Annotated in this window: 14 protein-coding genes and 1 riboswitch; of the genes, 8 read left to right on the plus strand and 6 right to left on the minus strand. The window is 61.5% G+C overall.

All coding sequences use genetic code 11. From position 1 onward, the window contains the following. The first annotated feature begins 16 nt into the window (after positions 1 to 16). The 8 genes from HWX55_RS23800 to HWX55_RS23835 all read left to right on the plus strand — a co-directional run bounded on the left by HWX55_RS23800 (position 17) and on the right by HWX55_RS23835 (position 8,121). A complete protein-coding gene (locus tag HWX55_RS23800; protein ID WP_175977510.1) occupies positions 17 to 832 on the plus strand; it encodes a hypothetical protein in 816 nt (271 codons plus the stop codon). 218 nt (positions 833 to 1,050) lie between these two features. Continuing rightward, positions 1,051 to 1,776, plus strand: coding sequence for a MipA/OmpV family protein (locus HWX55_RS23805; protein WP_244140632.1), 726 nt, complete (start codon positions 1,051 to 1,053; stop codon positions 1,774 to 1,776). An 8-nt stretch (positions 1,777 to 1,784) separates the two neighbouring features. Continuing rightward, positions 1,785 to 2,459: a response regulator transcription factor gene (locus tag HWX55_RS23810; RefSeq protein WP_175977512.1), complete on the plus strand. Its 675-nt coding sequence runs from the start codon at positions 1,785 to 1,787 to the stop codon at positions 2,457 to 2,459. 50 nt (positions 2,460 to 2,509) lie between these two features. Further along, complete coding sequence (locus tag HWX55_RS23815) at positions 2,510 to 3,862, plus strand: ATP-binding protein (RefSeq protein ID WP_175977513.1); 1,353 nt, start codon at positions 2,510 to 2,512, stop codon at positions 3,860 to 3,862. Between the two features lie 376 nt (positions 3,863 to 4,238). After that, positions 4,239 to 5,210: a hypothetical protein gene (locus tag HWX55_RS23820; protein WP_175977514.1), complete on the plus strand. Its 972-nt coding sequence runs from the start codon at positions 4,239 to 4,241 to the stop codon at positions 5,208 to 5,210. Continuing rightward, entirely contained in the window at positions 5,096 to 6,697 is a 1,602-nt protein-coding gene (locus HWX55_RS36190; RefSeq protein WP_244140633.1) for a hypothetical protein, read from the plus strand. The genes HWX55_RS23820 and HWX55_RS36190 overlap by 115 nt, the downstream gene beginning before the upstream one ends. Positions 6,698 to 6,945: 248 nt before the next feature. Next, a riboswitch (SAM-I-IV-variant riboswitch) is annotated at positions 6,946 to 7,049 on the plus strand. Between the two features lie 42 nt (positions 7,050 to 7,091). Then, positions 7,092 to 7,448, plus strand: a complete 357-nt coding sequence (locus tag HWX55_RS23830; RefSeq protein ID WP_175977515.1) for a hypothetical protein — start codon at positions 7,092 to 7,094, stop codon at positions 7,446 to 7,448. 187 nt (positions 7,449 to 7,635) lie between these two features. Next, a complete protein-coding gene (locus HWX55_RS23835) occupies positions 7,636 to 8,121 on the plus strand; it encodes a GNAT family N-acetyltransferase (protein WP_175977516.1) in 486 nt (161 codons plus the stop codon). Positions 8,122 to 8,246: 125 nt separating this feature from the next. Here the strand turns inward: HWX55_RS23835 and HWX55_RS23840 are convergent, their stop codons facing one another. From HWX55_RS23840 to glmS, 6 genes are all read right to left on the minus strand, one after another. After that, complete coding sequence (locus tag HWX55_RS23840) at positions 8,247 to 10,694, minus strand: heavy metal translocating P-type ATPase (protein ID WP_279612698.1); 2,448 nt, start codon at positions 10,692 to 10,694, stop codon at positions 8,247 to 8,249. 142 nt (positions 10,695 to 10,836) lie between these two features. Continuing rightward, on the minus strand, positions 10,837 to 11,103 hold the full coding sequence (locus tag HWX55_RS23845; protein WP_175977517.1) for a DUF5676 family membrane protein: 267 nt from the start codon (positions 11,101 to 11,103) through the stop codon (positions 10,837 to 10,839). Positions 11,104 to 11,175: 72 nt separating this feature from the next. Then, positions 11,176 to 11,832: an isoprenylcysteine carboxylmethyltransferase family protein gene (locus HWX55_RS23850; RefSeq protein ID WP_175977518.1), complete on the minus strand. Its 657-nt coding sequence runs from the start codon at positions 11,830 to 11,832 to the stop codon at positions 11,176 to 11,178. Beyond that, positions 11,816 to 12,070 carry a DUF2933 domain-containing protein gene (locus tag HWX55_RS23855; RefSeq protein WP_175977519.1) on the minus strand — a complete coding sequence of 85 codons (255 nt, stop codon included), beginning with the start codon at positions 12,068 to 12,070 and terminating at the stop codon, positions 11,816 to 11,818. The genes HWX55_RS23850 and HWX55_RS23855 overlap by 17 nt, the downstream gene beginning before the upstream one ends. Before the next feature lie 24 nt (positions 12,071 to 12,094). Continuing rightward, positions 12,095 to 12,634: a hypothetical protein gene (locus HWX55_RS23860; protein WP_347879638.1), complete on the minus strand. Its 540-nt coding sequence runs from the start codon at positions 12,632 to 12,634 to the stop codon at positions 12,095 to 12,097. Positions 12,635 to 12,750: 116 nt separating this feature from the next. After that, positions 12,751 to 14,580 carry a glutamine--fructose-6-phosphate transaminase (isomerizing) gene (gene glmS / locus HWX55_RS23865; RefSeq protein ID WP_175977520.1) on the minus strand — a complete coding sequence of 610 codons (1,830 nt, stop codon included), beginning with the start codon at positions 14,578 to 14,580 and terminating at the stop codon, positions 12,751 to 12,753. Between the last annotated feature and the right edge of the window lie 102 nt (positions 14,581 to 14,682).

The following is a 14,682-nucleotide window of genomic DNA, read 5'->3' on the forward strand; positions in this document are numbered from 1 at the left end:
CAATCGGGAGTTCGTCGTGTTTCACCGGAAATTCAAATTGGGTTGTTCGCGCTTCGCGTGCATCGTCGCCGTGACGACGATGCTGGCGCCCGTCGCGGCGCATGCAGAGGGGGAGGCCGGCGACGGCTCGAACCACGTCGCGTCGGCTGTCGATCACGACATGTCGCCGGCACGACCGATTGTCGGCGACGATCCGGTTGCCATCCGGGAGGCGCTGCAGAAAGTGCACGCCAGCACGCTCGCACCTTCGTTGCGCGACCGGGTTCGCGGCGCGGTCGCCGGTGCCGCGGGCCGGCACGGCCCGACGAATCCCGACCTGGCGGCCGTCGGCCTGGATCGTGACGTAACGTTCGTGGTGCCGGTGCGGTACGGGCTGAGATACCGGTCACGGCGGCAGCTGCTGACGCTGGATGTCGACCTGTTCGATGCGGAGCGCGACGGCCGGGCAGGCATCCTTCTCAGCAAGGTGACGAAGGGGCCGCGCGGGCGCGGGCTCGTGATTGCTCCAGAAGCGAAGGCAAAAGGGTATGTCCAGCACGTCGACATCATCGAGCTCGACGCCGGACAAGGCAAAAAGACCACGGTTCGGAGCCGCTTGCGGCTTTCGCCCGCCGAGTACGCGCAAACGCATGGCGACTTCGCACTGGTTTTTTCCGGACGCCTGGTTCGGCCTTACCTGAGTGAACAAACCGAACATGCCGATCCGAGTATCGAGGAGCCGACGGACATTTCGACGCGGATCTCCACGTTGCACATGGATCTCCGTGACATCTGGCTGGTGAGTCCGTCGAGCGGCGTCGTGGTGTCGAAGAAGCTGCGGTTGTCGAAGTAGGGGGGGCGGCGGGCGCGTCATGCAGGCGCGCGGAGAGGTCTTGGACGATATTTTTCCTGGTAAGTGAGCGGTAAGTCGACTGGTCCTACAGTAGCCCCCGTTTCGACCCTCGACTCCAGGAAACGATTGTGAAAATTGCCGCTTGCCGCGCCCGCCCGTTATGGCTGATTGCCGCTTCATTCGCACTTTCATCTGCTTCCGCGTGGGCGGACGACGGCATGAGCCCGCCCGATTCCGACAATACGGGGCTGACCATCCTCAACAACGCGACCAACGTCACGCATTGGGGATTGGGCGCTGGCGTCGGCATCGAGCCATCGGCCTACAAGGGCGACGGCACGCGCGTATTGCCTTTTCCGCTGGTCTACTTCGACAACAAATGGGTGCAGGCCGTCGGCACCACGATCGATCTGAAAATCGGCAACTGGAGCGGCGTCAATGTCGCGCTGCGCGGTCAGTTCTCGCTGTTCGACGGATACAGTGGCTCGGACGCCCCGATCCTGAACGGCATGGAAAAGCGCAAGGGCGCGTTATGGTACGGGCCCGCACTGTCATGGAGCACCGGCTTCGGCACGTTGTCGGGTAGCTTCCTGCTCGGCGGAAACAAGGGCGAGCGCGCGAAAATCGGCTTCGAGAAGGCGTTCGCGTCAGGCGCATTTTCGATCACGCCGCATGTCGGCGCGGAATGGCTGAGCAACAAATACGTCGACTACTATTACGGCGTGCAACCATCGGAAGCGCGTGCGTGGCGCGCCGCCTACAGCGCGGGTTCGGCCGTGAACGTGTCGGCCGGCACCCGTTTCGACTACCGGCCGACGAAGCAGCAGACGATTTTTCTGGACGTGGGCGTGTCGCGTCTCGGCGACGGCATCACCGACAGTCCGCTCGTCGGCAGGCGGTTCATTCCCGAGGCCCGGATCGGCTACATGTATCGGTTCAAGTGAGTGCGAGCATGCCAAGAGTGGCGATAGTCGAGGATCACGAGCGCCTGGCTGGCCTGTTGTCTCAGGCGTTGGCCGCGGCGGGCATCGAATCCGATCGGTTCGGCAATGCGCGGGAAGCCGCTTACGGTATCGACCGGGCCGATTACGCGCTGCTGATCGTCGACCGCGGATTGCCCGACGGCGACGGCTTGACGTTCCTGCGCACGCTGCGCGCGGCGGGCCGCATGATGCCTTGCCTGATGCTGACGGCACGCGACGCGTTGCATGACCGCATCGACGGACTCGAAAGCGGCGCCGACGACTATGTGACCAAGCCGTTCGAAATGAGCGAACTCGTCGCTCGCGTACGCACGCTGATGCGGCGTCCGGCGCTGCTCACGACCCTTGTCGCATCGTTCGCGGATGTGACCGTGGACCCGCCGCAGCGCGCGATGCGCTGTGGCGACCGGACGGTGCTGCTGGCGCCGGCCGAGCTGCAGGTCATGCTCTGCCTGATCGAAGCCGCGGGCCGGACCGTCCGGCATGCGGCACTCGAGCATGCCGCATGGGGGTTCGCGGAGGCCGTCACGCCGAACGCGCTCGAGGTGACCGTGCACCGCTTGCGCAAGAAACTGACGGCGATCGGCGCAACGATGCGGCTCACCAATATCCGCGGCGCCGGCTTCGCGCTGCGGGACGCGTGACGATGCTTCGCCGCGTTTCGCCAGTTGCCGCTCACGGGTAAGCAATCGTCATGTTCCGTCATTGGGTTCTACGCCTGTCGACACGTCTGTGGGTGACCAACGTCGCCGCGTTCGCTATCAGCCTGGCGCTGCTGTCTGCGCTTTCCATCTATTTTCTCGATCGATATCCCGACTTCCTGGGAGGGCGCCAGCAGATGGGGAGCATCCGCCATATCGTGGCCGGGATAAGTTTCGATGCGGCCGGGCGTCCGGCATCCGTGCGATTGGGCGAGCATCGGGGGGTGATATTCCGGCTCTTGCCGGCCGACGTGAAGTATCGCGTGCTCGATGCGACGGGGAAGGTGTTGCTGGCCTCGGTGCCTTCGAGCGAAGATCGACCGTGGCTGACGGAGGACCTCGCGACGGCGGCAGGCAAGGTGCTGCCCACCACGATCGACGGCAAGGCGTACGCGGTCGCGACGCAGCGCGCGTTGAACGGGAGCGTCGTCTATTACGTGCAGGTGGCGCAAAGCAGGCAAGTCGTCGATGCGCTTGTCAGGACGCGGATCGATCCAATACCGAAGACCGTCGCCTATGTGCTGGTTATCGCGACCGTCATTTTCGGACTGACGCTGCCGTTGACGATCGGTCACGTGCTGAAGCCGTTGCGGGAGGTATCGCGTGCCGCGCGGGAAATCGAACCACGCAACCTGAAGACGCGGCTGTCGTCGGCCGGGATTCCCAGCGAGATCAAGCCCCTGATCGATGCATTCAACGACGCGCTGACCCGGCTCGAGAATGGCTTCGCGGTGCAGCAGCAGTTTCTGGCCGATGCTGCGCATGAGTTGCAGACACCGCTCACGCTGGTCAGAGGGCAGATCGAGCTGCAGCCGGACATCAGCCAGAAGGCGCTTTTGCTTCGCGAGATCGACTTGATGGCCCGGCAGGTGAAGCAACTGCTGCATCTGGCTGAAGTCAGCGAAGCGCGGAACTTCAGTTTCGGCGACGTGAACGGCGTCGACGTCGCGCGGGACGTCGTGAGCTTGCTGGCCGGCAAGGCGGATGCGAGGCAGGTGACGCTTCATATCGAAGCGCGCGATTCCGCGTCGCCGATACGCGCGGACGGTGGGGCGCTTTTCATCCTGCTCAAGAACATTCTCGAGAATGCGATCAACGCGTCGCCGTCGGGTGGTGTCGTCGTGCTGACCGTTCTCGAGACGGCGATTCATGTTGAAGATGAAGGGCCCGGTATTCGGCAGGAACATCTGCCGCTGCTTTTCGATCGATACTGGCGGGCGCCGGATTCAAGATATGACGGTGCGGGCCTCGGGCTGGCGATCTGCAGGGAGATTGCGGAGGCTCATCAATGGAAGTTGACGGTCGATGTGCTGATGACGGGGACGCGGTTTAGTGTTTGGTTTTAGTCGGGGCGGTTGTCTTGGCTGGCAGCGCAAGCGCGACAGGGGCGCATGCGTGCGGGTATTTCGATCAGGCGCATCTCATTCGCGATTTTCATCGACTGCTGGGAAAGGCACCGGCCGCCTATCGTCGGGATGGCCGGCAGCGTCAAGGTCGGCCGCAGGCGCACGTGAACTGATTCCGGCCCTCGTGTAAGATGCGCACAACTTCGCCCGGTCTTGAGAGGGACCGGATTCTCGCGCCGCAGCGGCAATTTGCCGAACAACAACAAGGAAGCCACGAGAGATGCCGGGGATTTCCACTGAAGCCTTTTCTGTCTGGCACGCGATTCTGTCCGTTGCCCGGCATGCACCGTCGCCGCACAACGTTCAACCATGGCGCGTGCAACTGATTTCGGACGAATGCGCCGAACTGTTCGTCGATGGCACGCGTACGTTACCGAAGGAAGACACGACAGGGTCATTCCTGTTGTCCGCGATGGGCATGTTCATCGAAGCGATCGATCTGCTCGCGGCACCACACGGTTTGCGTGTCGAATGGCAGTTGCATCGCCCGGTACGGGAACTGGCGGCCGTCATGTCCCAGCCGACCCTGCCGGAATTGATTCCGTTCGCTGCGTTGCGGCTCGTCGCCAACCCCGGGGCGCCGAGCGAGGACCCGTCGGCGCTGATGATGGCGCGCCGCACGTCGCGCATTTCGATGGACCCGACACCGGTACCGGACGCGGCCGTCACGCAACTGGCAGCGCTGGCCGACGAATGGGGGCATCGCTATACCCATGTATCGGGGGCCGAACGGGTCGAGCCGATCATCGCCGCGAACATCGATGCCGTGTTCCACGACATGAACGTCGCGGATTACCACGATGAAATCACCGGGTGGTTTCGCTTCACCGAACGCTCGACGGCGCTGCATCGCGACGGTCTCGACTGGCGCTGCATGAACCTGTCGCGCGCGGAGTTCTGGCTTTCCGCGCATCTGTCGAAAATCCTGACGTTCAAGCCGACGCGTTTTTACTTCAGGCACCGGTATCGCGCGCAACTGGGCCACGTACCCGCGATCGGCGTGCTGAGCGGCGATTTCTTCAACCCGGAGAATGCGATCGAGTCGGGCCGTTTCCTGCTGCGCTTCTGGCTTGCCCTGACGAGCCTCGGGCTGTACCTGCATCCTTACGGCAACCTGGTCACGAACCCCGGCGCCGCCGCATGGTTCAGTGCGCATACCGGTGTCGACCGGGCATGGCTCGTCTTCAAGGTCGGCTACTCGCGTACACCGCCGCAAAGCCAGCGCAGGGCGCTCGCCGACATCCTTGTCGACGCGACGGTTTCGTCCCATTCTCCGAGATCCGCATGAATACGCTCCACCGTCTGTTTCTCGAAACCATTCTCTGGACGCTGTGGTTTCTTCGCCGGGTGATCAGTGTCGATGGACGCCTTTACGTGTTCCTCAACGCACCGGTGTTTCAACCTTATCTGGCCTATGTCGGCCGCTTGCGCGCTCGCGTGGCCTTCCTCAAGGCGAGCACGACGTGCCCGGCGTACGTCGAGTTTCTGAAGGCCGAGGGTTACAAGTCTGGCGGAAGATGGCGGCTATCGGACCTGCCCGCGATGACCAAGGAGAACTACATCAAGCGCTACTCGATCGAACAGCGCTGCTATGGCGGGGCCATTCCGAAGTCGGGCGTCGTCATCGACGAATCGTCTGGATCCACCGGCCAGCCGAACAACTGGGTGCGCAGCGCGGCCGAACGCAGCGACGTCAAGCGCATCCTGCAACTGAACTATCAGTTGGTGTTTCGCGATTCCGGCAAGATGCTGCTGAACTGTTTTGCGCTCGGGCCGTGGGCAACGGGCATGAACGTGTCGATGTCGCTCGTCGACGTCGGGATCATGAAGTCGATCGGACCGGACAAGGCCAAGCTGATCAACACGCTGAAGCTGTTCGGGCCGAAATATCAGTACCTGATATTCGGCTATCCGCCGTTTATCCGCTCGGTAGTCGACGAATGCGATCTCGACTTGTCGCCTTATCACATCGATTTCATCGTCGGCGGCGAGGGCTTGTCGGAAGCGTTGCGCGATCATTTGCTGCGCAAGGCGAGCACGGTCATTTCGTCGTATGGCGCGTCGGATCTCGAGATCAACATAGGCGTCGAGACTCCGACGACGATCGGCTTGCGGCGCATGTTGCTGAGCCGCCCCGAATTGTGTCGTGAACTGTTCGGTCGCGATACGCCGCCGATGCTCTTCCAGTACAACGTGCTCGACTACGTGATCGAAACGAATACCGACGGTGAACTGCTGGTGACCATCGGCCGTCAGTCCGGTGCGGCGCCGAAGATCCGCTACAACATTCGCGATTCGGGCGGGACGTATCGATTCCGCGAACTGAACAGGCGCCTGTCGGCACATGGCATACGCCTGACGGACTTCGCATCGCGGACCAGCCACTTCCCGTTCCTGTTTGTCTACGGCCGCAACGATTCGAGCGTACCGTTCTACGGTGCGAAGGTTTTCCCGTCCGATATCGAGCAGGTTCTGTCCGCTTCCCCGACGCTGCACGATGCAATCAGCACGTTCCAGCTCGCCACCACCGAGGATGCGAACCTGACGAGCTTCCTGCACATTCATATCGAGCGTGCGTCGACCAGTGCGCCGATGCCGCTTGACGACGCAGTACTGCATGCCGAGATGTTCGAGGGTATGAAGCGCGTGAACCAGGATTTTCGTGAGGTATCGAGGCTGTTCGATCCGACGCAAGTGATCGTGCATGTGCACGATCACGATACGGGGCCGTTTCAGGGGCGCGATATTCGGATCAAGAACAAGTACATCGCGTGAGGGCGGGAGGGGATGCGTTTGGGCAGCGTCGCTTCACGCCGGGTCATCCGGCGTATTCCCTTATCGCTCATCCCGGTCCGACGGCCTCTACTGATTGTCCTCGGACTTGGGCGTCGCCGGACTCCCCCTCTCGTATGAGGGCCGAATCGGTGGAGCCTTCCCACTGAAATGTGGCTTTCACCGGACAGCTTGTCAGCGGCCGGATTTTCGATATAATGAATCAACGTTCGGAATGTCGAACGTGAAAATTCAAGCATCCAGAGTCGGGTTTTCCGACGCCAACCTGCCCTCCCGGGCAAGGTGGACGCCCTTGAGGCGATGCGGCCGATCGACGGCAACGAAACGGGAGCAGCATGGCTGGCACCGGTTCGATCACCATTCATCCGGAGCAACCATGAGCCAAGTTTCCTCCGCTTCCCGCCCGACCGTCTGTGAAGACTGGTCGCATTATCTTCCCGGTTTCACGTTGACGCACACGGTTCATCTCGTTTCGAGACGGAATCCGGGTATTGTCTCGACCGCGGCTGCTGTGCTCGAAGGTGAAACGGCGACCGTCGATCGGTGGGCCATCACCCGCTGTGGCGACGTTCTCGAACAAAAAATCGTACTCGGTGAGATGACGGAAGGGCAGGCGGTTCGGCTGCGCGAACGGCTGGCTGCGCTGGATGGTGTGCTCCGGACCAGGGTCGAGCATCATTTCGTTCGGGGTGGTTCGGCGGCGGCCGGACATGTGTCGGGGAGCGGCCATTAGACGATGCATGTGTATCGCCGCTATATCGGGTGATATGTATGAGGCTGGACTAGACCAAACAGACAGAGTCAGTTCATCTGGCTCAGTTCAGCCAGAAGCGGTCAGTCAGGGAGATAGGGTGAATTGGCGAAAGTTTTGATCCAAAGTATTCTTGCAGGGCGCTTCTCCACCATCCTTACGCCCGTCCATGTCACCTTCCGTTGATGAAATTCTCGCACTTGATGTGCTGACGTTGCGTGAGCACACAGAGCGAGCCGGCGACGCCTTCGACGCAGACGAGCACCGGGCGAAATTGTGCAGATCCTTGGAGGTCAATGAGCTGTGCTACGTGCGACGGGACGGCAAACTCGTGGCTTATGCAATGCTTCGGCCGGAAGCAGGAGCATGCTGGTTCGTTGGTGCGTTTGGTACTCATCCGTTGCATCGGACATACACCGTAGTAAATGAACTGTTCGCGAAGATTGCGATGCTGGCGAGCGAACGACGGATCGGTGAACTACGAAGTCATGTCTATAAGACTAACCGGTTGTCTATCGCTTTCCATCGCAAGCTTGGGTTCGTGGTGACGCGTGAGAACGAAAAGGGCTTCGAATTCTCCAGCACACTGGATCACCTCGCCACCAAATCGGCGGTGCGGCGTGCTATTGCCCGGGCGGCATTCCGTTCGGACTAGCACTCAGGGTTACCGTGAGCTGAGTGGGCGGGCTCCCCGAGACCGAGTCTCCCGTGACGTGCTGACGCGTACGTCATTCGCGAATCTAAGCGACTTGCCCAAGTGGCTGCAGCGTTCGGCGCTGCTCAAATTTTGGCGTTCCGCAATCTCAGTGCGTTCGAGATGACCGATGCGGAACTCAGGCTCATTGCAAGCGCGGCAATCATCGGCGATAGCAGCAGTCCCGTGAACGGGTAAAGTACGCCAGCCGCCAACGGAACCCCGAGCGCGTTGTAGACGAACGCGAAGCCAAGATTCTGCTTCATGTTCGCGACGGTTGCCTCGGACAGCTCCCGGGCACGCGCGATACCGCGCAAGTCGCCCTTGACGAGCGTCACCTGGGCGCTGCTCATTGCCACATCCGTGCCCGTTCCCATGGCCACGCCGACATCGGCCTTCGCCAGCGCCGGTGCGTCGTTTATGCCGTCGCCGGCCATCGCGACGACATGCCGGGCTTGCTGAAGCTTCGTCACGAGATCGAGCTTGTCGGCAGGCTTCACCTCGCCGTGGAATTCGTCGACGCCGAGTTTCTCGGCCACCGCCTTGGCGGTGACCACACCATCACCGGTCGCCATCACGACTCGAATACCGTTCTCCTTCAATGTCGAAAGCGCTTCTGGCGTGGTCACCTTTATCGGGTCGGCGACGGCCAGCAGTCCGGCCAAACTGCCATCGACCGCCAAATACACGACGCTCGCACCTTGCGCTCGGAGGCCGTCCGCTTCCTTGGCCAGCGATTCGACGGACACGGCGTCGGTCTGCATCAGCGCTGTGTTGCCAAGCGCAAGCTTCCTGCCGGCGACAAGTCCTCTCACGCCGATACCCGTCGCGGATTCAAAATCTTCCGAGCGGTCCAACGTCAGCTTCTTTTCACGGGCTGCCGCAACGATGGCTGCAGCAAGCGGATGCTCGCTGCCCTGGTCCAGGCTCGCCGCCAGACGAAGCACTTCGTCCGGCGTGTACCCGTTTATGCCTACGGCTTGCTGGAACGCGGGACGCCCCTCCGTCAGCGTTCCTGTCTTGTCGACGATGAGCACGTCGACCTTGCGCAAATTTTCAATCGCGGCCGCATCGCGAAAGAGAATCCCGGTGGTAGCGCCTTTTCCGCTCGCGACCATGATGGACATTGGCGTCGCAAGGCCCAGCGCACACGGACACGCAATGATGAGCACCGCCACCGCATTGATGAGACCGAACACCCAACTGGACTCGGGGCCGAAGATGCCCCACACGACGAACGTCAGAAGCGCGACGCCGACGACCCCGACGACAAACACGCCGGCGACCTTGTCGGCCATACGTTGCATGCGGGCGCGGGACCGCTGCGCCTGCGCGACCATCTGCACGATTTGCGACAGGACAGTTTGCGCACCGACCTTTTCCGAGCGAATGACGAGGCTGCCTGTCGCGTTCATCGTTGCGCCAATGACGTGGTCGCCAACGCGTTTGGTGACGGGAATGGGCTCGCCGGTAATCATGGATTCGTCGAGCGAACTCGTGCCATCCGTCACCACGCCGTCCGCGGGGACTTTCTCGCCCGGCCGCACGCGAAGCACGTCTCCCGCATGTACATCGGACAACGGAATGTCATCTTCGGAACCATCCGGGTTGATGCGTCGCGCCGTCTTGGGTGCGAGCCCGAGGAGTGCCTTGATGGCGGCGGACGTTTGCGAGCGGGCCTTCAGTTCGAGCAACTGTCCGAGTAGCGTCAGCGAGATAATCACTGCCGCCGCCTCGAAGTACACGCCGATCCGGCCGTGCGCACTGTACGTTTCGGGAAACACGCCGGGGAAGAGCGTGGCAATGACGCTGTAGACATAGGCGGCGCCCGTCCCAAGCCCGATGAGCGTCCACATGTTGGGACTGCGGTTGAGGAATGAGCGCGCGCATCGTGTGAAAAACGGCAGGCCGGCCCATAAGACGACCGGCGTTGACAGAATGAATTCAACCCAGCTGTCGCTGCGAACATCCATCAATTCGAAACGATGGCCGAACATCGCCAGGACGAACACTACGACGGTGAGTGGCAACGTCCACCAGAATCGGCATTGGAAATCCACCAGTTCGGGATTTTCGCCTTCGTCGATGCTGGGCAGAATCGGTTCCAGTGTCATGCCGCACTTGGGACATTGCCCAGGATGGTCCTGACGAATTTCCGGGTGCATCGGGCACGTGTAAAGGGTTCCCTCGGGTGCTGCTTGCGGAGGCTCAATGGGTGAGGGCCCGACGTACCTGGACGGCGCTGCCTTGAACTTCGTCAGGCAAGCTTCGCTGCAGAACGCGTACCACCTGGCATCGTGTTCGCAGCGAAAGCGCGACGCATCGGTCACCGCCATGCCGCAGACGGGGTCGCGAAGCGAACCCGTGGAGCACTCGTGTTCGTCCTGGCCCTCATGGTGATGAGCATGCGCGTCAGGTCGATGCCCGGTGGAGGGGGCGTGCTGGTCCGCGTCGCGAGCGTGATGTCCGTCCGGCGACACGTGCTCGGAAATCCGTGGGTGATAAAGCTTGTCTTCGCCGGGTTGGCCACTCATTGGACGCTCCTTTGCTCACCCGTTTCGTTTACTGAGACTGGCCGGTACGTCGGTCGCGTACGTTTCGACGTGTTGAACGATAGCGCGGCAGCAACATTCATTCCATGTTTCCGCTCCAGCGAGAAGGGCAGACGGCAGTGCGTCAGTTTGGTCCGCTGATGCGGTTGTGTAACCACGCGAAGAAGGCGCCGGCTGCGAAGAACCAGACCGCGAACACAAAGGCCGGGTAGACGACAAACCACCAGGACGATGGCTCGCCCGTCTGGAGGCGCCGGAAATCGAGTCCGTGAAAAAGCGCGTTCATGAAGTTCATGAACGGTTCGGGAAGCGCCATCCATACGAGCGTGCACAGGACATAGAAAAGCACGACCGTGGCTGAGAGCGTCACGCCGGTCTTGAAGGGCTTCATGGCAGCCTCCTCGTCCCGGAGGAGTGCGATCGAGTTCGGCAGCAGCGCCCGCGACGGGCGAGCCGCCTGAAATCAATGTACTCCGGCCGGGCGTTTTCCAAACAGGTTCGGCACGAAGCGCGGCGTGTGCGCCGCGTATTCACGCCACGCAGCGCCGAACCGTGCCTCCGAATCACGCTCCTCTTGTATCGCCAGCCGAACGTACATGACAACCAGAATGGGGAACATCGCCAAGGTCACGAGCGTGGGCCATTGGAGCAGGAAGCCCAGCATGATGACGACGAATCCGACGTACTGAGGATGCCGGATCTTCGCGTAGGGTCCGGTGGTGGCCAACTCCTTGCCGCGCTGAGCTTCATACAGCACGTGCCACGCCGTGGACAACAAGTAGAAGCCGCCGAGTATCAAGAAGAAACTGAAAAGGTGCGGAAGTCCGCCATGCGGGTCGCCGTGTCTGCCGGTCAAGGTCCACCAGAGGTGCCCCGCGTCGTGCGACAGCAAATTGGCTTGCGGAAAGCGCGTCTGCAGCCAACCCGACAGCAAATAGATGGTGAGCGGAAACCCGTACATTTCCGCGAACAGCGCGACGATGAAGGCGGAGAATCCGCCGAACGTGCGCCAGTCCCGCTGGGTTGCCGGCTTGAAGAAGCTGAACGCGAAGATGATGAAGACAAGAGAATTGATAGCGACGAGGCTCCACAGCCCGTAACCGTCACCGATGTTGGTCATGACCGTCTCCCGAATCAGGACGCCCGTCGGTCGATTTCGTCCCATGGTGCCCGTGTCCATGATGCATGAACAGATGCATCAGCGGGCACGAGAGCAACAGCAGATAGGGCAACACCCCAAGGAAGTGGGCGCGGTGTTCGGAAAGCAGGAGGAATAGCGCTATTGCAGCAAACGCGACGAGTGCAATGGCCGACCGTGATTTCCAGAACGGCCGACCACCATGCGAGTTGTCATCCACGGCTGTCTCCCATTTCGTACCGTCTCACTTCTCGGCGGGATGCTCCCGAGCGGCCTGCCGGTCCATCATTGCCTGCATCATCATCTGCATCATGTCCATGCGCATTTCCATATTCCCCTGCCGCGACGACGTCGCCGTGCCGGACGCGTGAGTCCCCATCATCTCCATCATGCTCATGCCGTTTTGCATGGTTTTCATTTGCTCGTCCATCAACGCAGCGCGTTCTTCGGGCGTCTTCGCGTTCATCATCTTTTCGTGCATGACGCGCATGGCTTGCATCTGGTCGTCCGCCTCGCGGTTCGACTTGGTCGGTGCTTTTGCGGTTGCTTTATTCGGATGATGGGCGTCGTGAGCCGCATTGTCGGTGGCCGCCGGCGTACCAGCGATTGCGACGGCGCTCGCCATGCTGAACGTCGCAATTGCGATGGCGAATTTTCGCGGGAATGCCATCTCGTTCTCCTTGAGCATGGTTCTTGAGAGCCGGTCGAACCCTGAAACCACTCTATGCTCACGCCCCGTCAATGGCTTGACGTGGCTCAACGAATCACGCACCGGATTCTTCATATCTGGCACGCCGCGGCGGGGACGTGCGTACGACATGACGATGGCCGAAACTGAATCGACGCTTCGTGACCGAAACTAATGCGCGTCAGCACAATATGCGTGCGAAAACGCCCCCCTCACTCCACCGTCACCGACTTAGCCAGATTCCTAGGCTTATCAATATCCGTCCCCCGCGCCAACGCAGCGTGATACGCGAGCAATTGCATCGGCACCGTATGCAGAATCGGCGACAACGGCCCGTAGTACTCATTCAGCCGAATCACCTCGATCCCGTCACTCGGCACCAACCCACAGTCCACATCCGCGAACACGAACAGCCGCCCATTCCGCGCACTGACCTCATGCATGTTCGACCTGAGCTTTTCAAGCAGCATGTCATTCGGCGCAACCGCGATCACCGGCATTTCATTGCTGACGAGCGCCAGCGGCCCATGCTTCAGCTCCCCCGCCGGATAAGCCTCCGCATGAATATAAGAAATCTCCTTCATCTTCAGCGCGCCTTCCAACGCGATCGGATAATGCATCCCACGCCCGAGAAACAGCATGTTGTCGCGTCGCGCGAGCAACTCCGACCACGCCATGATCTGCGGCTCCAGCGCGAGCACCTTCGACATCGCATCGGGCAGATGCCGCAGCGCCCGCAGATGTTCCTTCTCCTCGTCGTCACTCAACCGCCCGCGCACCTGCGCCAGTGACAGCGTCAGCAAGAACAGCGCAACGAGCTGCGTCGCAAACGCCTTCGTCGAAGCCACCCCAATCTCGACCCCCGCACGCGTCACGAACTGCAGCGCACATTCGCGCATCAGCGCACTCGTCGCGACGTTGCAGATCGCGAGCGTGTGCATCATCCCGCTGCGTTTCGCGACGTGCACGGCCCCAAGCACATCAGCGGTTTCACCGCTCTGCGACACCGCAACCACCAGCGTGCGCGGATTCGGCACACTGTCGCGATAACGAAACTCGCTGGCGATCTCCACGCTCGCCGGCAATTTCGCGATGCTTTCAATCCAGTACTTCGCGGTCAGCGCCGCATGATAGCTGCCGCCGCACGCGAGCAGCAGCACCGAATCGACGTCATTGAACACACGCCACGCGCCGTCGCCGAACAGCTCGGGCATGATCGACGAAACGTCGAGCAGCGTATCGGCCACCGCCTGCGGCTGCTCGAAGATCTCCTTCTGCATGTAGTACCGATACGATCCGAGATCGGCCGCACCGCTATGCGCGGCGACGCGTTGCACCGCGCGCTCGACGCGCTGGCCGTTCGCATCGACGATCCAGTAGCGATGCAGCTGGATATCGGCGACGTCGCCGTTCTCCAGATAGGCGATGCGATCGGTGATGCCCGACAGCGCAATCGCATCGGACGCCAGAAAATTCTCGCCTTCGCCGACCCCGACCACGAGCGGCATCCCGTCGCGCGCGCCGACGATCCGGTGTGGTTCGTCGCGGCACATCACCGCGATCGCATAGCTGCCGCGCAGTCGCGCCACCGCACGCCGGACCGCATCGAACAGGTCGCCGTCGTAGAGGTGATCGATCAGATGCGCGATTGCCTCGCTGTCGGTCTGGCTGGCGAACACATAGCCGTGCGCCTGCAGTTCCGCGCGCAGTTGATCGCAGTTCTCGATGATCCCGTTGTGCGACAGCGCGATGCGCGCATTCGCGTCGCTGGGCGAGAAGTGCGGATGCGCGTTGAGCGTGACGGGCGCGCCATGGGTGGCCCAGCGCGTATGCGCGATGCCCGTGTAACCGGACAACGCCAGCTCGGCGATCTCGCGCTGCAGGTTCGCGACGCGATCGACGCTGCGGGCGCGCGCCAGCGCGCGGTCGCGGTAGACCACGACGCCGCACGAGTCGTAGCCGCGGTATTCGAGCCGTTTCAGGCCGTCGACCAGGTTCGGCAGGATGTCCCGCTGGGCAACCGCCCCGACGATTCCACACATATCGCGCTCCGTAAATGTCCTGTCTGGATCAGTGAGAGCGATGGTAGAGTCAGTGAAATGGAATTAAATTTCAAAAAATGAACGAATATGAAACGGACGGGC

This window comes from Burkholderia sp. BCC1047 (assembly GCF_902833155.1).
GTDB lineage: Bacteria > Pseudomonadota > Gammaproteobacteria > Burkholderiales > Burkholderiaceae > Burkholderia > Burkholderia sola.

Bases quoted from the DNA above. Each gene is read 5' to 3' on its own strand.
- HWX55_RS23840 (WP_279612698.1), bottom strand. From the start codon at position 10,694: ATGAGTGGCCAACCCGGCGAAGACAAGCTTTATCACCCACGGATTTCC.
- HWX55_RS23835 (WP_175977516.1), top strand. From the start codon at position 7,636: ATGTCACCTTCCGTTGATGAAATTCTCGCACTTGATGTGCTGACGTTG.
- HWX55_RS36190 (WP_244140633.1), top strand. From the start codon at position 5,096: ATGGCTCGTCTTCAAGGTCGGCTACTCGCGTACACCGCCGCAAAGCCA.
- HWX55_RS23810 (WP_175977512.1), top strand. From the start codon at position 1,785: ATGCCAAGAGTGGCGATAGTCGAGGATCACGAGCGCCTGGCTGGCCTG.
- HWX55_RS23850 (WP_175977518.1), bottom strand. From the start codon at position 11,832: ATGACCAACATCGGTGACGGTTACGGGCTGTGGAGCCTCGTCGCTATC.
- HWX55_RS23830 (WP_175977515.1), top strand. From the start codon at position 7,092: ATGAGCCAAGTTTCCTCCGCTTCCCGCCCGACCGTCTGTGAAGACTGG.
- HWX55_RS23815 (WP_175977513.1), top strand. From the start codon at position 2,510: ATGTTCCGTCATTGGGTTCTACGCCTGTCGACACGTCTGTGGGTGACC.
- glmS (WP_175977520.1), bottom strand. From the start codon at position 14,580: ATGTGTGGAATCGTCGGGGCGGTTGCCCAGCGGGACATCCTGCCGAAC.
- HWX55_RS23845 (WP_175977517.1), bottom strand. From the start codon at position 11,103: ATGAAGCCCTTCAAGACCGGCGTGACGCTCTCAGCCACGGTCGTGCTT.
- HWX55_RS23860 (WP_347879638.1), bottom strand. From the start codon at position 12,634: ATGAAGAATCCGGTGCGTGATTCGTTGAGCCACGTCAAGCCATTGACG.
- HWX55_RS23805 (WP_244140632.1), top strand. From the start codon at position 1,051: ATGAGCCCGCCCGATTCCGACAATACGGGGCTGACCATCCTCAACAAC.